Below are 24290 nucleotides of genomic sequence, written 5' to 3' on the forward strand. Positions count from 1 at the left end.
TTCCTCTCCTAATTATATATTAGTCATTTTTTTCATTTAATAACTTTTTCACTTCTTCCATAAAGGTATTAATATCTTTAAACTGTCTATACACTGATGCAAATCTTACATATGCTACCTCATCGATGTTTTTCAAAGCATCCATAACCATTTTTCCAATGCTTTCAGACATAACTTCTTTTTCCATACTATTGTGAAGCTGTCTTTCAATATCATCCACTGTTTTTTCAATTAACTGCATAGATACAGGGCGCTTTTCACAAGCTCTTATCAAGCCATTAATAATTTTATTTCTATTAAATGATTGACGATTTCCATCCTTTTTTACTATAATTATTGGTATTTCTTCAACTTTTTCATAGGTAGTAAATCTTTTTTTACAAGTAATACATTCTCTTCTTCTTCTAATAGCTTGTCCTTCGTCAGTCGGCCTTGAATCAACTACTTTAGTTTCGTAATGGGAACAAAATGGACAATTCATCTATATACCCTCCCCTAGTCAAATTTACTAAAATTATATACTATTTTATGATTTTCGTCCATTAAAGGTCACCAACATTGTAATAGAATAAAATTTAAAGTTGGTTACTAGATATAAGTTTTATTCCTCATCTTCTTCTTTTTCGAGAATATTATCTAATATAAAATTTAAGTCCTTAGATTCCTTTTCTTCCTCATCATAATACAATGGTTCTTTAATTTCAACGAGAATAACATCTTCACCGATTTTAACTATTCTTTTCCATGGGATTATCTGATCACTATCTTTGTTAAATATTTTTAGAAACTTTCCCTCACTAGGTACTACAATAGCTTCAACTCTATTTTTTTCTAGATTAATTTCAAAATCATATATAAATCCAATCCTACTTCCATTTGCTACATTAATAACCTCTTTCATCCTTAAATCCGATGTAGTTACCATAAGATCACCTCACTCAAAAGTTTGTACACTAACACTATATATAATTAATATTATTTTTTTCGTTATTCTATTCGTAATTTTTTACGAAAAAAGAAACTTAAACCCGGATTTTTTATGAATACTCTGGGTTAAAATCATCAAATTTTCACTAGATTTCTCTTCAAGAAATAGCCACAATAAAAAAAGACTCTAAAATGAGTCTTTTCAGATTGTTAACAAAGTTAACAAAATGACAGGCTGTTAAGAAACTTGAAGTTCAAGGCGCGCTGGAACCAAGAGACCGCAGCGTATATAGACATACGTAAGGGTTCTTGGTTGAAGCAGCAACGAAGGATTTCGGGTTTGTTAACAGGCTCAAAAGACTCTAAAATGAGTCTTTTATATACTTCTGCATATGCTTAAGTGCTGTCTTTTCCAGTCTAGAAACCTGGGCCTGTGATATCCCAATTTCGTCTGCAACCTCCATCTGTGTCTTTCCTTTAAAAAATCTTAATGTAAGTATTAGCTTTTCTCTATCATTAAGCTTCCTTAATCCTTCTCTTAAAGCTATACCTTCTATCCAACTTTCATCGATACTTTTTTCGTCGCTTACCTGATCCATCACAAAAATAGCATCGCCGCTATCTTGATAAATCGGTTCAAATAATGAAATTGGATCTTGAATCGCGTCTAAGGCAAATACTATGTCTTCCTTTGAAATATTTAACTCCTTAGAAATCTCGGCTATTGTGGGTTCCTTTGAATTTTTGTTAATTAACTGATCTCTAACCTGCAGTGCTTTATAAGCTTTATCTCTAAGCGACCTACTTACTCTTATAGCATTGTTATCCCTTAAGTATCGTCGGATCTCTCCAATAATCATTGGAACTGCATAGGTAGAAAATTTTACATTTTGACTAAGATCAAAATTGTCTATTGCTTTAATAAGACCAATACAGCCAACTTGAAATAAATCGTCTACATATTCCCCTCTATTATTAAAACGTTGTATGACACTCAATACAAGTCTTAAGTTTCCTTTAATAAATTTATCGCGGGCCTCCATATCGCCATTATGTATAAGTGGAAACAATTGCCTCATTTCTTTGTTCTTCAACACAGGCAGTTTTGAGGTATTAACTCCACAAATTTCAACTTTATTGTTATACATTCCGTCATGCCCTCCTATTTTAGAAAATTCCCCCTTTCAAAAAAAATTATTGCCTAAAAATTGCTATTTAATACTTGAGATTTTCTAGATTATTCTATTATGTTTTGCCACAAAAAAAGAAAAAGAAGAGTGAATCCAGTGGAATCAACTCTTCTAAATCATTCTATTTATTTCTTTTTTTAGTCTAAAAATTATTCTCTTTTCCAGTCTAGAAATATAGGACTGAGAGATACCCAACATGTCTGCAACTTCTTTTTGTGTTTTTTCCTCACCATTTGATAATCCAAACCTTAAATCCATTATCCTTTTTTCTCTATTTGATAGTTTTTTTAATGCGATTTTCAATAGTTCTCTATCAATCTCTTCCTCTAGATTTTTGTAGATCAAATCATTTTCTGTGCCTAAAATATCAGATAATAGAAGCTCATTACCATCCCAGTCGATATTAAGAGGCTCATCTATGGAAATCTCAGATTTCACTTTATTATTTCTTCTTAAAAACATTAGAATTTCATTTTCTATACATCTTGAAGCATATGTAGCTAGTTTGATCTTTTTATTGGGATCAAAGGTATTTACTGCTTTGATAAGCCCAATAGTTCCTATCGATATTAAGTCCTCAACGCCTATACCTGTGTTTTCAAACTTTCTTGCAATATATACCACAAGTCTAAGGTTGCGCTCAATTAGTACGCTTCTAACAGACTCATCACCATGTTGCAGTTTAGTAACGAATAATAGTTCTTCCTCTGAGTTAAGGGGAGGTGGCAGTGTCTCATTCCCTCCGATATAATAAACAGTATCTTCAGATAAAATATTCAGTTTTTTTAATACTTTAATAAGAATAAGCTTCATTTTAATTCTTAGTTTGTTAAAGTAACCCATTTATTAACCCCCCTAATTATACCAATATGTCTGGATTTAACAAAGCTCTATAATCACCATTCTTAGATAATCTATTTGTACTTATCCCAATGATAGTCTTAGTTATGTTCATCTCATCCCCTTTTATTTCCAACATTACTTTATCAGGTTTAAATCCAATCAATATCCCATTTTCCTTGCCTAAGGATGTAAATGGTATTATTCTAAACCTATTCATCCAATTAGAACTTTGAAGTATTGTTGATACATTTTCAAGTTTCTTAGAATTATCATCCCGAAAAATATCTTTTATGCCATCGGGCAGTAGTTCTTCAATTGCATTGTATTCTACTACTATCACTGGAAACTGTGATATAGGATCAGCGAGGGTATTGCCAGTATCAATTAATGCATTAATCTCTTTCTTCTTGCTATCAAATTCAATTATAATCTGTTTATAAAGGTTTTCTTTATTAATCTTATTCTTTAGAAATCCAATACTAATTACAATCAATACATAGGCCACCGCAACAGAATAGAATAACGCTCTAAAACTGAAATTGTTTGAGTAAAATATACCATTGCTAAGGATTGTATTAAAATTAGTAAAATAAAACAATGCAAAGGCTGTACCACCAAAAACAAAAGAAACTAGGTAAAATACACTTAGATACTTAAAGAAATCTCTAAATTTTTCTGGTGTAAATGATATAACAATTATCAACATAGAGGCCACTAGTTTCATTGAAAATGAAAGAAGGAAATGTAATGATGGAAAAAAGATTATAAAAGCGTATAGAGCCCCTACAGCCGCCCCTAATCCTAATTTAAAAGTCTTTCCTTGATATTTACAAAAGTAACTCGTTATATGAAGAATTATAAAGTTCATAATAAAATTCTCCAAGAACAAATATTCAGCATAAATCTCAATCATTCTTTCACCTCAATATCTCTCATTACATGAGGAGACAATATTACTTACTATTTATTATTCAGTTTGTTTATAATATATGTCTATTATAATAATTAAATATATAAAAATCTGTCATACTTTGAAGTCGAAAGTGAACTTTTATAATACAAAATTTTCCACAATAAAACAATGCATAAAAAAAACACCTCCAATTAAAGATGTTTAAATCTTATAATTACGAGGTGTTTATTGTTATGTAATTAGCCTATCTTTTGCTCAATTCTTAGTTTATCTGCAACCATTGCTATAAACTCACTGTTTGTTGGTTTACCTTTACCATTATGTACTGTGTATCCAAATAATCTATTTATCGTATCTATTTTTCCTCTACTCCAAGCAACTTCTATAGCATGTCTGATTGCTCTTTCAACTCTACTTGGTGTAGTATTGAACTTTTCAGCTATATTAGGATATAATTCCTTAGTAACAGCACTTAGATATTCAATATTCTCTACTACCATACCAATAGCTTCTCTAAGATATAAATAACCCTTTATATGAGCAGGAACGCCAATTTCGTGTATAATATTTGTAATTTCTGCCTCAATGGATATACTTTTCTTCTGATTACTGTCTAAACTTGAAATACTATATTCCTTTAATGATCTTCTTCTTTCAAAATTCTCTTCTGCATTCCCCATTAATTGCCTAATTCTCTTTATAAATACTTCGAAGTCAAATGGCTTTACCACATAATAATCGGCGCCTAAGTTAATGGCTTTCTGAGTGATTCTATCTTGTCCTACTGCAGAAAGAATTATAACCTTAGGAATCTTAGGTATATCTAAAGAATGCATCTTCTCAAGTACGCCTAAGCCGTCTAAATGCGGCATAATAATATCAAGAATCATGACGTCTGGTGTGGTTTGAGCCAAAACCTCTATGGCTTCTATCCCATCCTTAGCAACCCCAACAATCTCTAAATCATTCTGTTTACTTAGATATTCATACAAAATATCACAGAAATCTTTATTATCATCTGCTATTAATATCTTTATTCTTTCTTTCACAATGTTACCCCCTTATAATATGTTCTAACACGCATAAAGATTGAATTCGACATAAACAATAAATCTCCTTCCCTTTTTTAAAATTTTCCAAAAAATTATAGCATCAGACAATTAAACCCAGATTATTTATATAAATTTCATGGCTAACTGCATATTCTAAAATATCTGGACTTAAAAAGCGACCCCAGTCTTTTATGACCTCAGTCGCTTAATTGATCTAATAAATTTTAAAACATTTTTTTAGCTTGCTTTTCTTAATTTTCTCTTATCTACAGATTTTATTCCTGATTCCTTTAACATCCATTCAATAAAAATTCCATATCCCTTAGTTGGGTCATTTACAAACACATGGGTTACTGCACCAATTATTTTATCATTTTGTATGATAGGACTTCCACTCATACCTTGTACAATTCCACCTGTTTTTTCAAGAAGATCCTTATCGACTATCCTTACTATCATACTTTTATTACTCAATTTTCTTTGAATATTAATTTTCTCAATTACTACATCATATTCCTTAATACTATTATCATCGGTGGTAGTAAGAATCTTCGCTGGGCCCAACTTGATCTCATGCTGCATTGCAATCTCAATCGGTTCTTTATAAATTGGATTCTCAAGCTTCGTGTACATTGTTCCATATATACCATAGTCTGTGTTTTTTTCAAGCTTGCCAAGTGGATCTGTTGTTTCTAGGAAGATTCCTCTTATTTCGCCTGCTTTACCTCTTTTTCCTTGTTTTATGGAAACCACCTTTGACTTCAATATTTCTCCTTTTCCTATAGGCAATATTTTTCCTGTTTCTGCATCAGATATTGCGTGACCTAAGGCTCCATAAACTTTGCTTTTAGGTTCATAGAATGTTAATGTTCCTACACCTGCTGTTTTATCCTTAACCCAAAGTCCTATTTTATAATTACTATACATTTTACTCTTCACTGGTCTTATTTTAAAGTTCAGGTAGCTTTCATTACGCTTTACCTTCACCTGTATTTCTTTCCCTTTATTTCTGTTAATCAGCTCTATGACATGGTCCGCATCCTTCACCTTTGTTCCGTCTATCTCAAGTATGCTGTCGCCTATTCTCAGTCCACCATCATAGCCTGGATTGTAGTGCTTATTGTCGTATCCTTCTATTTCTTCTAATCCAACCACTAATACTCCTTTAGTGTTCAGTTTTACTCCAATCGAATTTCCACCAGGTACTAGCTTTAGTCTAGGAAATACATCAATCTCTAATTTCTTTACAGGCAATATACCTAGTAGTTTTATTTGAAGATTTGTTTTTCCATTTTTGAGTGGTATTATCTTTACTTTATTATTTTTTTCGTCATTATCATCTTCTACTGAAATCTCAATTATCTCATCTTCTTCATTGTTTGTGATCTCAAAGGGATATTTAATGTCTAAAATTCGTCCCTCTCCCTCAAATATATTTATTTGAGCTGGATAGTAAATAAATTTAGCCACATTAAATGAAACTAAACTTAAAAACATTGCTAAGACTGTAAAGATGATAATTTTTTTCTTCTTATGTCTCAAAGGAATCCACTCCCTACATTAATCACTCCCCATATCAAGTATTCAAAGAACATAAATTCTCCTCAGTAAATCTTGCTTTTTCATTTTTATTGCATGTTTTTTTAGATTTAATGAAAAAATAATTGTTGATTTACTGATTTTAAATTTAGGCTCTATTAATAATGTAGCCTATTATCAAAGTCATTATTCTATATATGATGTTTAAAAATCTATCAATTTTTGGGTTAAAATAACCGAATTTTCAAATAACGACTCTCTATACATCGAGTTTCTTCGTTTTTTTAAATTTCTTTTACAAAAAATAAAAAAAGCCGCAATTTATTGCGACTTTCACTTGTTTAATTATGAAATAAATCCTTTTTTAGTTTTTTCAGCCATATCTAACAACTCTCTTGCATGCTTTAAAGTTAAATCAGTTATCTTATATCCACCTATAAGCCTGCTTATTTCATTGGTTCTTTCCTCAATGCTGAGCTTTCTAATCAAAGTTTTTGTTTTAGTGTCAGAAACCTGTTTCTCAATAAACAGATGATTATCTGCCATCACTGCTATTTGAGGCAAATGAGTAATACATATGGTTTGATGTGTCTTTGCTATAAGTGCAATTTTTTCTCCAACAACATTTGCAGTTTCTCCACTTATACCTGTATCAATCTCATCGAAAATAAGAGTAGGTATATTATCAATTTTTGCTAATATTACCTTCATAGCAAGCATAATTCTTGACATTTCACCGCCAGATGCAACTTTTGCCAAGGACTTTAACGGTTCACCAGGATTAGTTGAAATTAAAAATTCGACTCTATCAGTACCGTATTTTGTTAACACCAAATTATCGTTTTTATCAAAATTAGGTTTTATGCTAACTTTGAACTCAGTCTTCTCGAAATTTAAATCCCTTAGTTCACCCATCATTTTTCCTTCGAATTTCTTTGCTATATCTTTTCTTTGGACACTCAGCTTATTACTTAGCTCCAAATACTCAGCTTTTAATGCTTCAAGCTTTTTACTTAAGACTTCTATTCTATTAGTGCTATCTTCTAATTCCTCAAGTTCCATATAGAGTTCTTCTCTATACTGCAAAATTTCTTCAATAGTATTTCCATACTTCCTTTTTAAATCATTTATGGTGTCCAATCTCTTTTCTATCTCTAATAACAGTTCAGAATCATATGTTATGTTTTCATTATAACGTCTCATGTCATTTGTAATATCTTGTAATCTATAAGAAATATCCTGAAGCTCGTTACTAAATCCCAATATATCTTCATCAAGGTCTGATATCTTACTGAATTCTACCAAAACCTTGGATAATATCCCTAATATCGATTGTTCATCATTTATTCCAGCAGAAATTTTCTCATGACTTTCATGTATAACAGTAAATATATTCTCACTATTTTTTAATAGGTCATATTGTTTTGCTAATTTATTATCTTCATCGGTTTTAAGGCCACATGAATCAATTTCATCAATCTGAAACTTTATAAGATCTATTCTTCGTTCTCTCTCTTTGTCATTTTGATTTATAGAATTTAGCTTTAGTTCGGTTTCCTTTAATTCACTATGCTTCTTTCTAACCTTTGCTAGGTCTTTTGAGAGAACTTCATTTCCAAACATGTCTAACATGTGTAAGTGATTTTCTGTGTAAAGAAGGGATTGATGTTCATGCTGTCCATGAATATCAATAAGCATTTTGGCAACTTTCTTTGCAAATGATAACTGAACAATTCTTCCATTTATCCTTGAAATGCTCTTTCCAGTGCCAAAAATTTCTCTATTTAGAATAATAATATTATCTTCACAATCAATGCCATATTCAAAAAGTAAATTCTTTAATTCTTCACTTTTAAACTCAAAAACTATTTGTATTATTGCTTTGTCATTACCAGTTCTAACATAGTTTTTACTTGATTTTCCGCCTAAGGCTAGACCTATGGCGTCTATTATAATAGATTTTCCTGCTCCCGTCTCACCAGATAGGACATTAAAACCTTCAGTAAAGTTGATATTCACATTTTCAATCAAAACAAAATTTTCAATATTTAGTTCAAGGAGCATATTGCCCTCCCATTTTATCTCATTAATTTTTTAAACTGATCCATAATTTCATGTTTATCTGCATTCTCTCTAACCAATATAAAAATAGTATTATCGCCTGCAATCGTCCCCACTGTTTCTTTAACATCTAAAACGTCAATGGCTTCAGCTGCGGCATTGGCTGCACCACTAAGGGTTTTTAGCACAATAATATTTCCTGAATGGTCAATAGATAAAACGGAGTCCTTAAAGATCTTTATTAAACGATCTGATATTACACTCTCTTGCTGTTTGATAGCAGCATATTTATATCTGCCATTCTTAGTTAGAACTTTTATCAATCTAAGTTCTTTAATATCTCTGGAAACCGTAGCCTGAGTAACATTAAAGCCATTCTTTTTTAAGTATTCTGCCAGTTCTTCTTGAGTTTCCACCTCATAATCTTCAATAATCTCAAGTATTTTAGCATGTCTAGAGTATTTCATAAAAACCTCCCAGAAAAAAATATTTTTATAGGAAAACCTTTTTTTACGGTACTGTATAAATATTCTACACTGTATTACAATTTCCTCTTTTTTTGCCCAGATTATTCATATAAAGTTTGAGCTACGCTAACAGTTCTGAATTTCTATGAATAATTTAGATTATATACTCCTTATCTATAATCCTTGATGTGCTCTTTCTACTACTTCTAAGGCTAACTTCTCGACATCTAATTCTTCCTCTGATGGCTTATTAAATACATACGCAAGGAATTCAATATTTCCCTTTGGTCCCTTAATAGGAGAATAGGTAAGTCCTTCTATCGTCAAGCCTAACTCATACGTAAACTTCAATAGTTCTTCAATTACTTCTTTATGAACACGCTTGTCCCTTACAACGCCTTTCTTCCCAACCTTCTTTCTACCTGCTTCAAATTGAGGTTTTATAAGAAAAATAACCTGTCCATTTTCCTTCACCAATTCCTTTACTACAGGTAGAACTATCTTAAGAGAAATAAATGAAACATCAATTGATGCAAAATCAATTCCTTCTCCAATATCTTCCGGCTTTACATATCTAACATTAGTTCTCTCCATGCAGACTACTCTCTCATCCTGCCTAAGTTTCCAATCGAGTTGTCCGTAGCCAACATCTATAGAAAATACCTTTTTAGCTCCATTTTGAAGCATACAATCTGTAAAGCCCCCTGTTGAAGCACCAACGTCCATGCAGGTCTTGTCCTTAAGATCTATCTCATACTTCTCTATAGCTTTCTCAATCTTGAGTCCACCTCTACTTACATATGGGAGCGCTTTCCCCCTAACCTCTATGTTAGCCTCAGCATTGACCTTCATTCCAGCTTTATCTACCTTTTGATTGTCCACATATATTATCCCACTCATAAGTGCTTTTTTTGCCTTTTCACGAGTCTCAAAGAGGGCTTTTTCAACTAGTAGTGTATCAATTCTAACCTTTTTCTCCATGTTATTCTCCTTAATTATAGCGATCTCCTAGTAAAACTTTCTCTATGCATATGCAAATTTCAAGCGCTCCTTGAAGTTTTGTATATGTATAAATTAGTAGTTTTACTGGAATCCCTATATCAATATTTACCCTGCTCAACTTTCGTTTAAACCAGTATTATTCATAGAAAGTTTGAAAGCTTGCAAGTAGCTTTAAACCCTTCTATGAATGCTCTGGCTTTAAACTTCTGAAAGCTTGATATCTTTAATTACCTCTTTATATATGCCTTGGGCATATAAGTTATAATGTCTAAACAGTAACTCTGTATCTCCATGTTCTATAAATTTATCAGGAAAGCCAAAAACTTTTACCTTTTTATTATTTATTCCATAGTCATTTAGCATACTTAGAATTTGGCTTCCGAAACCTCCTATTTTCACATTATCTTCCAATGTGATTACATAGTCAGTATCTTTTATATTGCCTAGTATAGTCTTTTCATCAAGGGGCTTAATAAACCTTGCATTTATAACAGTGCTTTCAACACCATCTTCCCTTAATAATTCAGCTAATTCCAATGCAGTTCCAACCATCTTACCAACAGCAATAATGCTTATATCCTTTCCTTTGGAAATTATTTCAGCTTTCTCTTCAAAAATATCTTCATTACTATTTTCTATAGTTAGGGTTTTACTTATCCCTCTTGGATATCTTATAGCAACAGGACTATCCTGAGAAAAAGCATATCTAATCATCGTTCTAAGCTCGTCCCCATCCTTTGGAGAAAGAATTTTTAAATTAGGTATGTTACTTAAATATGATAGGTCAAAAACTCCATGATGAGTTTCCCCGTCCTCTCCAACTATACCTGCTCTATCAATACAAAAGACTACAGGTAAATTCTGTAGACAGACATCATGCAACACTTGGTCATATCCTCTCTGTAGGAAAGTTGAATAGACAGTGAATACTGGCCGTAAACCATTCGCAGCTAATCCTGCTGCTAAGGTTACCGCATGTTGCTCAGCTATTCCCACATCAAAAAATCTATCAGGATACTCCTTAGAAAACTCTGTAAGTCCAGTTCCAGTAGGCATAGCAGCTGTTATAGCAACAACATCGGGGTTCTCCTTAGCCACTTCAATCAATGTTTTCCCAAATATTTTGGAATAAGTTTGTCCTGCTGGATTACTGATCTTTTTACCGGTCTTTAAATCAAATGCACCTATTCCATGATACTTATCAGGGTGCTTTTCAGCGAACTCATAGCCCTTACCTTTTTTTGTGATGGCATGAATAAGAACTGGTCCCTTCATTCTTTTTGCTCTTTTAAGTACTCCAGTGATTTCCTTTATGTCATGGCCATCTATTGGACCAATGTATGTAAATCCAAGCTCTTCAAATAGCATACCAGGAACAAAAAAATACTTTATAGTATCTTTTGCCTTGTGAGCTGTTTTTACAACGGATTTACCTATAGCCGGAATTTTGCTTAATATTTGCTCCACATCGTCCTTTACCTTGAAATACATTGGGTCTGTTCTCATTCTATTTAGATATTTTGACATTCCTCCAACATTTTCAGAAATCGACATGTCATTATCGTTCAATATTACTATAAAGTCCTTTTCAGAATGACCTGCATGGTTTAAAGCCTCAAAGGCCATCCCACCGGTTAAGGCACCATCACCAATAACGGATATAACGGAATATTTTTCCCCTTTAATATCCCTAGCCATGGCCATACCGAGTCCTGCTGAAATCGAAGTACTACTGTGTCCTGTCTCGAAGGAATCATGGGTACTTTCCTTACGTTTTGGAAAGCCACTAAGACCATTGAATTTTTTTAAAGTATCAAAGTCATCTCTTCTTCCTGTTACGATTTTATGTACATAGGCCTGATGGCCAACATCCCAAATCATTTTGTCCTTTGGGCTATTAAAGACCTTATGCATAGCAAGGGTCAATTCAACAACTCCTAAGTTCGATGCTAAATGCCCTCCTGTTTTAGAAACCGATTGAAGCAAAAATTCTCTTATTTCTTCACTAAGTTCAACTAGCTTTTCATAGCTTAGTTTCTTTATATCCTTTGGTGAATTAATAGTTTTAATAAGTTCACTCAAATCACTTCATCTCACTTTCTTTTTTGTTGATTATCTTTAGCCTAGATTATTCATAGAAATTATGGGATTTGCAGTATACTTCACATAAATAATCCGGGATTAGTTTTTCTTATTGTTTTTCGGTAATAAATCTATCTTTAACTTAATATTTAACCAATGAAGTACTTTTGAAACGTAAAAAACAATTTCTTTAGACTTTTTTAGCGCAATTTCTTTTCCTAGAGCCTTCCCACCAACTGTTATAGACGCAACCATCCCACTTAATATAGTACCGTAAATAGCAGTATTAATGCCACTATATACCTTACTTACTTGTACCAAAATTATTGTTCCTGCTGCACCACTGATTATTCCAGCAATGTCTCCAATAACATCGTTACAAAAATTTGATACAGGGCCTGCATTTTTTATTAATCTAATGGCATACTTTGCAGCCTCTATCTTTTTTGATGCCATTGCATGGAATGGTTTTTCATCGGCAGTAGCAACAGCTATACCAATTAAATCTGATACTATCCCTATAAATACGATTATTATCAAAATCAGAAAAGCTATAGATACAGTAGTATTCCTTAATAATGCTTCAGAAGAAAAACTCATCAACACAGCCAAAATAAAAGTAATTATTGTAATATTTACTACCCACTTAATATTATACCTTTTGAACTTTAAAGCCAATTTACTACTTTTCTTTTTTTCGATTTTTTTACTACCCAATCAAAACACACCCTTTTACCTTGGGGTAATTTATGTATATGTTGTATAGCCCTAGGGCTTTTAAGTCCATATATGTTAGCAAGTTCTTTTAGTTAGTAATTATGCAATTTGCTCATTGAAAAAAACTGATAGCTAATGCCATCAGTTTTTTACAACTATCACCCGAGGGTAGTATATTAAGTAAACTTTACAGCTTAGGTCTAGTAGGATTTCCCATATAGGTACTGTTCCGTTGCCGGATCAGCGGTTTCCCATTAAACCTATATTCGTATTGTTGCCAAATACAAAACTAGACTACCACTAAGTCTGTACTGTAATCCTTAATATACCTCCATGACGGAACAGTCTAGGAGTTTTCCTCAACAGGCAAACTAATTCCTAGCCTCTTTTGCAGAATAGGTTTAGAATACAAATACTGCCATTTTATGGGCCCATAAAATAGAAGCATATACATACCCGTCCACCTATTCCACTCAAGGCAGGCTACACTGCACGTAGCAGAGAAACCACCACATTGCAGGTTCATCCTAAATTAATAAATAATCTAGGTCTCCGCGGATAGAGGGTCAACGCCCACATGCCATTGTGGATCGCCCCCTGATCCTTACTCCCAGCATCAACCCCCGACTGGGCGTCGCAAGCCAATACCAGGAACTTCATCGATGTGCCCTTTGACGGATTTTTAGGCCCGCCTTCAGAATTAGAAGCTCTGACTAGAATACTGCACCTCTCAAGTGTAAAAGACATTATAGCATAAAAATCTATAAACTTCAAATGTAAAATTAGGCAATAATCTTTTTAGATCATTTAATTAATTAAAAAATTCAACAGTCCTAAGGACCGCTTTATATCATTAAGTTTGCAACGACAATCCCTAATAGAGCACCAGCAAAAACCTCCACAGGTGTATGGCCTACAAGCTCCTTTAGCCTTTTATCCTTTATCGGCCTATGCTTATGCTTATCCTCTAATATTTTATTTAATATTATCGCCTGTTTTCCAACAGCCCTTCTAACTCCTGCTGCATCATACATAATTATCAAAGAAAACACCAAAGCTATTCCATATGAAATGGAGTCCCAACCTGCTTTTAATCCTACAGCAGTAGACAAGCCCATTACCATTGATGAATGAGAACTTGGCATTCCACCTGACCCAACAAACCTGTAGAGGTCAAATTTCTTTTTAGTAAGAAGGGTAAGAACAACCTTCATTGCTTGTGCAATAAACCAGGAGGTAAGGGATGCATTAAACACATCATTTTTAAAGAGTTCAGTTATAAATGTCACTCAATTTCCCCCTCAATCTAATATTCTCTACTTCTTAAGAACTCTACTAATTTCCTTAAGAAATCTGCTTTTTCATCAAATAATTCTAAAGACGTTAAACTATTTTCAAATAGTTCAGACGCCATTTCCTTTGACTTCTCAATTCCATATATAGAAGGATAGGTTGATTTTTCATTATCTATATCGCTACCTACTTTTTTCCCAAGCTTAGCCTCATCTCCAACTACATCAAGTATATCATCAATTATTTGAAATGCTAATCCGATACCTCTTCCATAGGTTTGTAGTGCTTCACACTGATTTTCAGTAGCTCCACCTATCATTGCACCGGCCATGATTGAGGCTTCAATCAGTGCAGAAGTTTTAGTAAGATGAATGAAGTCTAGGGTTTCCTTTTCAATTCTCTTTCCCTCAGACTCTAAATCCACTACCTGTCCACCTATCATCCCCTTAACCCCTGAAGCACTTGCAATGCTATGCATTGCTTTCATACCTCGCTCCATTGCTTTGGGGTCAGAAATAACTTTTTCAAGCATTGTTTCAAAAGCCATATTTAAAAGCCCATCACCGGCTAAAATTGCGATTCCATCACCATAAACCTTGTGATTTGTTGGCTTACCTCTTCTATAATCATCATTATCCATAGCAGGAAGATCGTCATGGATTAGAGAGTATGTATGGATCATTTCCATAGCACACGCAAAGGGCATTGCATCATCACTGGTTCCACCAACGAGCTTGCAAACCTCTAATAATAGTATTGGTCTTAATCTTTTGCCCCCAGCTCTTATACTATATTCCATTGATTCAATAACCGTTTTTTGAAAACCTGTTTTGTCTTGAAAATATTTATACAATGCATCCTCTACTTCATTTTTCCTTTGTAAAAGCTCAGACTTAAAACTCATTTTTCTCCTCCTCAGAAACTACTACATAGAGTTCTTAGTGAAACTTAATTTATACATATCAAAATATCTGATGATTCTGGGGATTTTTGATGTATATAAATTAAAGTCTTCACTGGAATCTCTATAACCCAAGAGACTCTATATAAAATCCGGGTTAAAGGGTTTTTCAACTAGTTCTTCATCTTCTTCTAATAGTAACGAAATCTTCTGCTGTGCATCATTTAAAACATTATTACAAAGCCTATAGAGCTTTATACCTTCTTCAAAGTATTTTAGCGATTCCTCAAGTGAGATATTACCATCTTCAAGAAGCTTTACAACTTCCTTGAGCCTAGTAAGATCACCTTCAAAATCTCTATGATCATTTACCTCTTTTTTATCCACCAAAAAAGCTTTCTCCTTTCTGAGTTTCATCAACAGTACACTTTAATATACCTTTACTCAATAATATGTTTACCTTATCTCCAATATTAACATCATCTATATCAGTAATAGTCTTACTTTTTTTCTCATTTAGCAGTACACTGTAGCCCCTATCAATTGTTGAAAGAGGGCTTAGATTATTAAGATTATCTCCTAAAGAGGTCAGCATTTCCTTAAAAATAGCTATATCCCTTGTCATATTGCTTTTAAGATTAGTATACATATAATCCAATGTTTGTTGCTCTTCTCTTATTTTAAAGGATATATGCCGTTTAATTCTATCCTCATTATAACTATCTAAATTATCTCTTAAATAAGAAAACTTATTTATCATATTATTCTTTAAATTATTATAAAAATACTCGATTGTACTCTCAATATCACTAAGATTTGGAGCCGCTAATTCGCCAGCAGCCGATGGTGTTGGAGCTCGTAAATCCGAAGCAAAGTCCGATATTGTAAAGTCAGTTTCATGACCTACAGCGGAAATTATAGGCTTTTTTGAGTTATAGATGCTTGTTGCAACCACTTCTTCATTAAATGCCCATAATTCTTCTATTGAGCCACCACCCCTTGACAAAATAATTAAATCTATATCATCAAATTTATTTAGTTTCGCTATAGCTTCTGCTATCTGAGATGCAGCATGCTCCCCTTGAACTAAAACAGGTGAAACAAGAATATCAACCAAATAATTTCTTCTCGTTATAACAGAAATAATATCTCTAATAGCTGCTCCCGTTGGTGAAGTTACAACAGCTATCTTTCTAGGAAAGAACGGTATCCTTTGCTTTTTATCTTCGTCAAAGTATCCTGCCTCGGATAGCTTTTTCTTCAACTTTTCAAATTCAATATGGAGCTTACCTAAACCTATCTCCTCTAAACTACTTACATATAACTGGTACTCACCATTTCTTTCATATATTGAAATATGTCCTTTAGCTATAACCTTCATACCATCTTCAGGCATAAAATCAAGCTTTTTGAAATCGTTATTAAACATTACACATCTAAGTTTACTATTTTCGTCCTTAAGAGAGAAATAACAATGGCCGCTGTTATGTAGCTTGAAGTTTGAAATTTCTCCTTTTATAACTAGGTTATTTAAAATAGGATCATACATTAATATTCTTTTTAAATAATTATTTAACTCGGATACTGTTAAAGTTCTAATTCCCATTGTAAAAAAATGCCTCCAATATTCGCATCGATTATTTATGTATCCCAAGTAGTGCGGTTCCAACCGCATTATCAGTACAAAATTCTGGCTTACCAAAATGAACACTTATTCCTTTAGCATTTAATTCTCTATATAGATTATCTCTCAAAAATCCATTTGATGCAACTCCACCGGCTATTAAAATTTTATTAATTTTATACTTTGATGAAGACTCGTAGATAACGTTGTACAATGACCTACTAATACAAGCGAATAGTGCCTTAGCTATATCACTCATGCTCTTATTTCCTTCTTCTACCAATCTCTTAGTAAAGGTCTCTACTCCTGAAAAATTAATATAAGTATCCTTTGTGCTAACGGGTAGCTTTATCTTTCCCTCTATACCTTTTTCAGATATTTTATCAAGTTCTTTTCCTGCTGGAAATCCCAGCCCCATCATTACGCCTATTCTATCTACCAACTGCCCAGCACTGATATCTTTTGTACCACCAATGATTTCACATTCATATCTGTTTTCATTCTCTTCTACCTTTAAAATTTCTGTAGTGCCTCCAGATATATGAACCGCAATAAACTCATTTTTAGTTACAACATCAGAAGACCATCTAGCCGCTTCGATATGCCCCTCCTGATGGCTATATTCCTCAAATGAAACATTTAACGAGGAAGCAATAGTTCTGCCAAAGGAAACTCCAGATAGAAATACAGGCATATAAGAGCCTTCTAAGTTTCTTGGCTTACTACTACAACATACTTTTATGATCTTCTTAGTATCTATTTCACCGCAGACCTCTTCATATAGGTCCGGGAAATTCTTCATATGTTGAAAAATTGCTTCCGATTGCCTTAAACCTCTATTCCCCTTCTTAACCTCTAGTATCTTTCTTTTTTCAAGTACAAGCCTACTTTCCTCATCAACAACAGCTATTGATGTAGTATAACAGCTTGTATCGATTCCTAGAAGATATTTACTCATCCAAAGCTTCCTTGTTCACTACAGACCCAAGAAGTCCACTTATAAAGCTTGAAGAATCATCGGTACCATATCTCTTTCCAAGCTCGATTGCTTCATTTATCGATACCTTAACAGGTATATCATCTCTATACATCATTTCTGTTAATCCAAGTCTAAGTATTGCCAAATCTATCTTGGACAGTCTATCAATATCCCAGCCCTTTAAATTGTCATTTATAAGCTTATCAATAGTTTCTTTATTAGTTACAAATATATTAATCATTTCATCTATGTATTTCTTGTCCTTATCATTATCTATTGCACCTTCAACATATTTTTCAGCTATATCTGGCTCATATTCTTTATGAATCTCCATTTGGTAATACGCTTGCATAGCTGTCTCTCTAGCCATTCTTCTACTCATCTTTCTCCTCCTTAGTTTAGGAATATTTAAAAAATAACTTCTAAGCTTATTTTTCACAAATTTTCCTATAAGATACATCTAACATAAACAAACTAACTCTCCTAATAAAGAGAGTTAGTTTTTAAAAGATCCAACCCATATTAAAGTAATGCTACTCTAAGGTAGCATAACTATAATTACTCTTCTACTTCTTCCTCTTTTTCCTTCTTAGGTATATATACACCTTGAACATGAATATTTACTTCAACAACTTTTAGTCCAGTCATAGTCTCAATCGCACTTTTTACACCTTCCTGAACCTTCCAAGCTACATCGGGAATCTTTACACCGTATTCTACTACAACGTTTAGATCAACGGCAGCTTCCTCTTCACCAACTTCAACTTTAACACCCTTTGAAAGGTTTTTCCTACCTAATAGGTCTGAGATATTACCTGCAAATCCACCGCTCATTGAGTATATACCGCCTACTTCTGCTGCAGCAAGTCCAGCAATAGTTGCCACTACTTCATCAGAAATCTTTACTTGTCCATATTCTACATTATCTATGCTTGAATTATTTTCCATAAAATTACCTCCAATTTCCTTTATTATAATGATTATTATATCAAAATGTCTTTTTATTTACAATTAAAGATGAGAAGTTATTTTTCATATATAACTCCTTGATGTACGCTCATTTAACCTTCAGAACGAAAGTAGACTTTGAGGTTTCCTTTTGAGCGATTTTTATAAACCTGTTTTAACCTTCTAATTTCAATACAAAACAGGTTCATAGCATGAGCCAAAAGGATTCTCAAAGACTACTTGAGTATGTAGAACCTTACAAGCGTACGTCTCTATAAACTACTACCTACTCTGAATCTTTATATTATCTATCGAATATTTTGTCTCACGTGTAACTATATCTAATATTTTTGCTATGTCAGCTTGGGCTAACTCTTCACTTTGAACTGTGATATAAACTCCCTCATTAGTAATAAATACAACTGCATCTTCGTAACCTTTACTTTTAATTAGGCTCTCTACTATTTTCTCCTTATTTATAACATCTATTACTTTTAATTTTTTATCAACAGCTTTTTTTCTTGAATCCTCATCGACTTTTTGATTATTAATTATTTCATCGAATCTTTCAATAGTCTTCTCTCTTTCAATTTCAATATCAATCTTAGCCTGTAAAAAATAGTTTGCCTTAGCCAGGTTATTGCTTACTAGGGAATCTTGAATGTTTGTGTTTGCCACTGCCATTATATCCTCTAACTCATTTTTTGAGCTATCCACAATATCGGTTTCCTTTTCATCTTCTACCATCGTCATTGATGACGTTGCAGTTTCATCGTCAGCTGGACCTTCATGTATAATAGCGTCTGTAGAAGGCTCCTCTTCATTATTCATTTCCGAGAGCTGCTTCTCCTCATATTCCTTTAACCCTGATGAAGTCTCTAAAGCCGAACGCTTATTGATCATATAATTTAAATAGCTTATTGAAATTAGTACAAATACCAAAGATAGTATTATTAACTTTCTTCTCTCAAATTTAAAATTAAACATTTTATATCCCCCTTTTTATAGTCATGATACCTTAAGATTTTAGATAAATTTTACTGAAATAATAATCACTTCTACATTCTTCAGTAAAATTTATAAACATTCAATGTGTCATTACTTTAGTTTCTACCATAAACCTTAACTTTATGACTTTTTATCTGAAAAATAGTAGTAACTGCTTCTATTAGCTCATTTTTAATCATTGGGTCTTCAGCACCCTGTGCCACTACAATAACTCCCCTTATCATAGGTTTAATCTCCTTAATTACCATCGGCGAATTATTATAGTCTTTACTGCTTACTGTAACTATATTTTGTGTTGTATTTTCCTGTTTAATAACCCTTGTACCACCTTGCTTGTCATTTTCCTCTGTTGTTTGCTCAGATTTAGTAACGTTTGATGCAGGTACAACCTCAGTGCTTGTTTCATATGTAATCATAACTTCAACTTCTCCAACACCATCAATCTTGTTTAAAATCTTTTCTAATCGATCCTCCATACTATCACTATATGCCGTTTCAGGTATTTTGTTTTCTACCGAAACCTGCTCTACCACATTATTATCTGCTTCACTGGATTCTTCCTTTGGAAAGAAGACACTATAGGAAATCAGAAATATTATGCAAACTATGACAATAGCTGCCAAGTGGCCTATAAGTTGTTTCGTATTTCCCTTCCCTAGTTTTTCCTTTAACTTTTTAAAAAGATCCATCCCTTATCCCCCTCGCTTATTTTCTTATTACTACACTTTTTTTATTTAAGTTATAAATATTTGAGACATCGTCTCTTATTTTATTCCTTAAATCTATATTTATGTTATCCTGTTGATTATTATTATTACTTTTTTTACTTTCTTCATCGATATTACTATCAGAAACATCGATTTTCACAATAGGAATAGTATCATCCTTTGAGGATTCTGTTTTTTCAGCTACGGACATTTCCAGTTTCTTTATTTCTCCTATTTTCCCCTTACCTTTATCTTCAATTTCAATAGATACTTCAGTAACCTTAACATCATATTTACTCTCAACCCTATATGCAATATCCTTCTTAATCCTGTCTTTATATAAAGCAGATAACTGGTCCATCTGTCTACTCTCAATATTTGAAGTAACGAAAGCATACTCACTTTTACTCAGTTCACTAGAAATCGTGAAAACCTCATTCTCTATGTCACCTTTATTGTTCAATATATCTAATATCGGATTTAATATAACTAGCATAACTATGAAGCCCAGTATTAGATTTACATATTTTTTGATTTTGCCATCAGGCATTAATAGTTCTAAAAAGCTTATAAGTATTATTATTGTTACAATATTAGTGATCCAATCCTTTATAATCTCAATCATCTTTTCACCTACCTTATCATTGCCGTAATGTTTCCTGCGCCTACAACCGCCGTTACAGCAATGAAAAACATGATAGCAACTGATATTACGGTGGCTAGTACTATTACTAGTGAGCTGCTCATATCGTTTAAGCATCCTACTATCTTAGTATCACTGATTGGTTCAATTAATACAGCAGTAATTTTATATATAACGATAAGTGATATTATTTTTAACATTGGGAATGTAACTATTGTTAGTATTGTTACTAAACCTACAACACCAACAGCGTTTTTGATAAGTAATGAACATCCGAAAACCGTATCAATTGCCTCGGACATAAAACCTCCAACTATCGGTATAAACCTGTCCATAGCGAACCTAGCTGTTCTTAAGGTAACACCATCTGTACTGGATGCCAAAACCCCTTCAATAGTAATTATTCCTAAAAATATCGTGAGAACAAGCCCTATAAGTGCTATGCATCCTTGCTTTAATATTGATGCTAATTTTGAAATATGGATTTTAGTTGGTAGATTATTTACTATTGCTAGTATTGCAGATAACAATACTAGTGGTAATATTACATCCTTCATGATAGTACTCGTAATACCTATGGAGGCTACAATAATCGGTTTAAATAAAGCCGATGCTGTTATACTGCCTACTGCCATAAGCAAAGTCAGCAGTACCGGCATCAGAGCCTGCATGAAACTAACCATATTATCTATCGCTTGATAACCTACCTGCATGGCTGCTATAAATCCTTTTATACAGATACCAGCTATTACTAAGTAGCATGCATAGAATGCTATCTGACCTGTGGTATTATTATCAAAGGAATTCGTAAGGTTATTTAGTAATCCACATAGGACTGAAATAATAATAAGCTGTGCCAACAATTTTGAGTTTACAATAATTTCCTCAAAAAGTCGCTTACCAACCCCTGCTAGAATTCCCTTGATCGAAAATTCCAATTCTCCCTTTACAGCCTTTACAATAAAAGTTTTTATGTCTATATCAGGTATGCCTGTTGAATTTTGGTTATTCATCGTGCTTATCAAGTCTTCCATTTCCGTCAAATCTATTGTATCCAATTGCTCTATTATAATTTTCTCCGTTAACCCTTTAGATTCATCATTTTCTTCATTACCATAGGCTATATTGATTGATAGGATAAATATCATCAATATAATAGTAATTTTCCTCTTCATTAGCTCACATCCTAAGGCATCAATTTAATTATTAGGTTTAAAACCGATAGTAAAATTGGTAATGCCAAAACCATTATTAATATCTTTCCTGCGAATTCTATCTTTGAAGCTATGGAAGACTCTCCACAGTCTCTACAAACTTCAGATCCAAATTCAGCAATATATGCAATCCCAATGATTTTGAATACTGATTTCAGATAAATTACATCCATATCAAGCTTATCAGCTAGTCCATGTATTACTTCAAATATAGATGCTAATTTACCTATTACAAGTAAGAATATAACTACTCCTGTGGCTATGCTTATATGAACACCATACTCAGGCTTATATTGCTTTACTATTATAGCTAGTAAAGTAGCTGTGATTCCTAAGCCGACTATTTTAAATATTTCCATTAAATCACACCTTATGTTAATATATTTCAAACATTGCTCTTACTGTTGTGAACAAGTTGTTAATCAGCTTTATTACCATAAGCAAAACAATTATCAGCCCAGTTATAGTAGTCATAGTCGCCATCTCTTCCCTATCAGAGTGCTTTAATACTTGGTTTAATATCGATACTAAAATACCTATAGCAGCAATTTTAAAGATCAAATTTATATCTATTGCCATAATAACCCTCCCCATTAAATTAAAATTATTACTATTGCCAATCCCAGCAAAACTCCTAGTCTATTGAACATTCTTCCATTTTTTTCTTTTTCGGCAGTTGCCTTTATTTTTTGTTCCTTTAGTAGCATCTCAGTATATTGAAAATGTTTCTTCTGAGTATCCTTGTTTCCAAAACCAAGTTCCTTTGAAAAATCTATAATTATCTCTATATCCTCCTTTGATAAGGAAAGACTATCTATATTCTTATTAATGGCCTCTTGCCATATCACATCTATTTCATATCCTTCCCTGCTATCCAATCTCTTCCATGACTCCTCGAATAACCAAGATATACTGCTGTGACTTCTTTCCGATAGCTTTTTCATAGCTAGAGGCAATGGAGTAGAATAGTATAATATATAAGTCTCTAAACTGTTTAGAGCGTTTGTAAAATAACCGAGCTGCTTCACCCTAAGTCCGTATCTTAATGCCATCAGATACCCTATTCCTGATGTTGCTAGCAATAGAATTACAGCAACTATAGATTTAAGTACCATACTGCTCCCTCCTATCAAGTAGGAGACCGTCATTTAGAATCTCTTCACTTTCTAAATTGATTACTTCCCTTACCGTTCCGACCCTTGGTTTGTTTGTTAGGATTATAACTCTTTCAAAGATTTTCTTTTCTATTAGATCCGTAATATTGCTTCTCCTACTTATTTCTTCAATGCTATCCCCGTGAACAGTAGTTATAAACTTTACGCCAGCATTAATTGCCTCCTTCAAAGCATATATATCCTCATCCCGTCCTATTTCATCGGTAGCTATTACCCTAGGGGACATTGCTCTTATAAGCATAATCATCCCCTCCGCCTTTGGACATCCATCAAGGACATCGGTCCTCATTCCAACATCCTTTTGCGGTACCCCATCATAACAGCCAGCGATTTCAGATCTTTCATCTACTACAGATACATTTATTCCTCTAAAATCATACTTTTTTGAACCGCTGCTAATAAGTCTTATTATGTCTCTCAATATTGTTGTTTTGCCGCACCCAGGTGGAGACACTATAAGGGTATTAAATATCGATTCTGAGCTCTTCATTATGTATTTAATTACCTTTTCCCCACAGCCACGCTTTTCTCTTGATATACGAATATTTAAACCAGATATATCTTTAATGGTCTTAACCTGATTTCCCTCAATAACTGCCTTTCCACAAATTCCTACCCTATGGCCTCCCTTTATTGTTATAAACCCGTTCCTAATTTCTTCTTCAAGGGCATAGGCAGAGTAGTCAGTTACCAGCTGAAAACAAGTTTTCACATCTTCCTTATTAATAGCAATTACACTGATATTTACCTTTGTATTTCTCCCGTCTTCTGTAAGATAATAGTCTTCCCCACGACAATTTATTATTAAAGGCTTATTGACCCTCAGCCTTATTTCCTCGATATCATTAATAAATCTATTTGGTAAATTATTAAAAATATTTCTGAGCCTAATCGGTAATATCTCCAAAATTTCTCTATTGTTTATGCAATTACTTTCTCTTAGGTTATTTTTATATATTCCGAATTCTTTATCCCCTAGTTTGCTCATAACATGTCCCTCCTTTT

General features: G+C 33.1%; 27 protein-coding genes. All 27 read right to left on the reverse strand.

The genetic code is table 11. From position 1 onward, the window contains the following. Positions 1-19 precede the first annotated feature (19 nt). The 27 genes from nrdR to spoIIIAA all read right to left on the reverse strand — a co-directional run bounded on the left by nrdR (position 20) and on the right by spoIIIAA (position 24273). The gene (gene nrdR, locus R9X47_RS02915) at positions 20-481 is read right to left on the reverse strand and encodes a transcriptional regulator NrdR (protein WP_432665200.1); all 462 of its coding nucleotides are present in this window, start codon (positions 479-481) and stop codon (positions 20-22) included. 120 nt (positions 482-601) lie between these two features. Next, on the reverse strand, positions 602-925 hold the full coding sequence (locus R9X47_RS02920; RefSeq protein ID WP_432665201.1) for a YlmC/YmxH family sporulation protein: 324 nt from the start codon (positions 923-925) through the stop codon (positions 602-604). Positions 926-1289: 364 nt separating this feature from the next. Then, complete coding sequence (sigG, locus tag R9X47_RS02925) at positions 1290-2075, reverse strand: RNA polymerase sporulation sigma factor SigG (protein ID WP_432665202.1); 786 nt, start codon at positions 2073-2075, stop codon at positions 1290-1292. 153 nt (positions 2076-2228) lie between these two features. Continuing rightward, a complete protein-coding gene (gene sigE / locus R9X47_RS02930; RefSeq protein ID WP_432667579.1) occupies positions 2229-2930 on the reverse strand; it encodes an RNA polymerase sporulation sigma factor SigE in 702 nt (233 codons plus the stop codon). Positions 2931-2976: 46 nt separating this feature from the next. After that, the gene (gene spoIIGA / locus R9X47_RS02935) at positions 2977-3828 is read right to left on the reverse strand and encodes a sigma-E processing peptidase SpoIIGA (RefSeq protein ID WP_432665203.1); all 852 of its coding nucleotides are present in this window, start codon (positions 3826-3828) and stop codon (positions 2977-2979) included. 284 nt (positions 3829-4112) lie between these two features. Beyond that, on the reverse strand, positions 4113-4922 hold the full coding sequence (gene spo0A, locus R9X47_RS02940) for a sporulation transcription factor Spo0A (protein WP_432665204.1): 810 nt from the start codon (positions 4920-4922) through the stop codon (positions 4113-4115). A gap of 240 nt (positions 4923-5162) precedes the next feature. Beyond that, on the reverse strand, positions 5163-6467 hold the full coding sequence (gene spoIVB / locus R9X47_RS02945; RefSeq protein WP_432665205.1) for a SpoIVB peptidase: 1305 nt from the start codon (positions 6465-6467) through the stop codon (positions 5163-5165). A 342-nt stretch (positions 6468-6809) separates the two neighbouring features. Continuing rightward, positions 6810-8528 carry a DNA repair protein RecN gene (gene recN / locus R9X47_RS02950; RefSeq protein ID WP_432665206.1) on the reverse strand — a complete coding sequence of 573 codons (1719 nt, stop codon included), beginning with the start codon at positions 8526-8528 and terminating at the stop codon, positions 6810-6812. Between the two features lie 14 nt (positions 8529-8542). Beyond that, positions 8543-8992, reverse strand: coding sequence for an arginine repressor (locus R9X47_RS02955; RefSeq protein WP_432665207.1), 450 nt, complete (start codon positions 8990-8992; stop codon positions 8543-8545). A gap of 174 nt (positions 8993-9166) precedes the next feature. Next, the gene (locus tag R9X47_RS02960) at positions 9167-9973 is read right to left on the reverse strand and encodes a TlyA family RNA methyltransferase (protein WP_432665208.1); all 807 of its coding nucleotides are present in this window, start codon (positions 9971-9973) and stop codon (positions 9167-9169) included. A gap of 219 nt (positions 9974-10192) precedes the next feature. Then, positions 10193-12076: a 1-deoxy-D-xylulose-5-phosphate synthase gene (gene dxs / locus R9X47_RS02965; RefSeq protein ID WP_432665209.1), complete on the reverse strand. Its 1884-nt coding sequence runs from the start codon at positions 12074-12076 to the stop codon at positions 10193-10195. Between the two features lie 99 nt (positions 12077-12175). Further along, positions 12176-12793: a hypothetical protein gene (locus R9X47_RS02970; protein WP_432665210.1), complete on the reverse strand. Its 618-nt coding sequence runs from the start codon at positions 12791-12793 to the stop codon at positions 12176-12178. A gap of 845 nt (positions 12794-13638) precedes the next feature. Beyond that, positions 13639-14082, reverse strand: a complete 444-nt coding sequence (locus R9X47_RS02975; RefSeq protein ID WP_432665211.1) for a divergent PAP2 family protein — start codon at positions 14080-14082, stop codon at positions 13639-13641. A 17-nt stretch (positions 14083-14099) separates the two neighbouring features. Further along, the gene (locus R9X47_RS02980) at positions 14100-14990 is read right to left on the reverse strand and encodes a polyprenyl synthetase family protein (protein ID WP_432665212.1); all 891 of its coding nucleotides are present in this window, start codon (positions 14988-14990) and stop codon (positions 14100-14102) included. Positions 14991-15128: 138 nt separating this feature from the next. Next, positions 15129-15374 carry an exodeoxyribonuclease VII small subunit gene (locus R9X47_RS02985; RefSeq protein ID WP_432667580.1) on the reverse strand — a complete coding sequence of 82 codons (246 nt, stop codon included), beginning with the start codon at positions 15372-15374 and terminating at the stop codon, positions 15129-15131. Next, a complete protein-coding gene (gene xseA / locus R9X47_RS02990; protein ID WP_432665213.1) occupies positions 15367-16593 on the reverse strand; it encodes an exodeoxyribonuclease VII large subunit in 1227 nt (408 codons plus the stop codon). The genes R9X47_RS02985 and xseA overlap by 8 nt, the downstream gene beginning before the upstream one ends. Before the next feature lie 31 nt (positions 16594-16624). Then, positions 16625-17569 carry an O-sialoglycoprotein endopeptidase gene (locus tag R9X47_RS02995; protein WP_432665214.1) on the reverse strand — a complete coding sequence of 315 codons (945 nt, stop codon included), beginning with the start codon at positions 17567-17569 and terminating at the stop codon, positions 16625-16627. Beyond that, positions 17562-17972 (reverse strand): transcription antitermination factor NusB, encoded by a 411-nt coding sequence (nusB, locus tag R9X47_RS03000; RefSeq protein ID WP_432665215.1) that lies wholly within the window; start codon positions 17970-17972, stop codon positions 17562-17564. Before nusB ends, R9X47_RS02995 begins: the two co-directional genes overlap by 8 nt. A 176-nt stretch (positions 17973-18148) precedes the next feature. Further along, positions 18149-18538: an Asp23/Gls24 family envelope stress response protein gene (locus R9X47_RS03005; protein WP_432665217.1), complete on the reverse strand. Its 390-nt coding sequence runs from the start codon at positions 18536-18538 to the stop codon at positions 18149-18151. Positions 18539-18820: 282 nt separating this feature from the next. Then, positions 18821-19525, reverse strand: a complete 705-nt coding sequence (locus R9X47_RS03010; RefSeq protein ID WP_432665218.1) for a SpoIIIAH-like family protein — start codon at positions 19523-19525, stop codon at positions 18821-18823. Between the two features lie 116 nt (positions 19526-19641). Then, on the reverse strand, positions 19642-20235 hold the full coding sequence (gene spoIIIAG / locus R9X47_RS03015; protein WP_432665219.1) for a stage III sporulation protein AG: 594 nt from the start codon (positions 20233-20235) through the stop codon (positions 19642-19644). A gap of 16 nt (positions 20236-20251) precedes the next feature. Then, positions 20252-20878 carry a stage III sporulation protein AF gene (gene spoIIIAF, locus R9X47_RS03020; RefSeq protein WP_432665220.1) on the reverse strand — a complete coding sequence of 209 codons (627 nt, stop codon included), beginning with the start codon at positions 20876-20878 and terminating at the stop codon, positions 20252-20254. Positions 20879-20886: 8 nt separating this feature from the next. After that, positions 20887-22071: a stage III sporulation protein AE gene (spoIIIAE, locus tag R9X47_RS03025; RefSeq protein ID WP_432665221.1), complete on the reverse strand. Its 1185-nt coding sequence runs from the start codon at positions 22069-22071 to the stop codon at positions 20887-20889. An 11-nt stretch (positions 22072-22082) separates the two neighbouring features. Continuing rightward, complete coding sequence (spoIIIAD, locus tag R9X47_RS03030; protein ID WP_432665222.1) at positions 22083-22469, reverse strand: stage III sporulation protein AD; 387 nt, start codon at positions 22467-22469, stop codon at positions 22083-22085. 16 nt (positions 22470-22485) lie between these two features. Continuing rightward, a complete protein-coding gene (spoIIIAC, locus tag R9X47_RS03035; protein WP_432409659.1) occupies positions 22486-22683 on the reverse strand; it encodes a stage III sporulation protein AC in 198 nt (65 codons plus the stop codon). Positions 22684-22703: 20 nt separating this feature from the next. Further along, positions 22704-23225: a stage III sporulation protein SpoIIIAB gene (gene spoIIIAB, locus R9X47_RS03040; RefSeq protein WP_432665223.1), complete on the reverse strand. Its 522-nt coding sequence runs from the start codon at positions 23223-23225 to the stop codon at positions 22704-22706. Further along, complete coding sequence (spoIIIAA, locus tag R9X47_RS03045; RefSeq protein ID WP_432665224.1) at positions 23215-24273, reverse strand: stage III sporulation protein AA; 1059 nt, start codon at positions 24271-24273, stop codon at positions 23215-23217. The genes spoIIIAB and spoIIIAA overlap by 11 nt, the downstream gene beginning before the upstream one ends. Positions 24274-24290 lie beyond the last annotated feature (17 nt).

The organism is Wukongibacter baidiensis (assembly GCF_050888315.1).
GTDB lineage: Bacteria > Bacillota > Clostridia > Peptostreptococcales > Caminicellaceae > Wukongibacter > Wukongibacter baidiensis.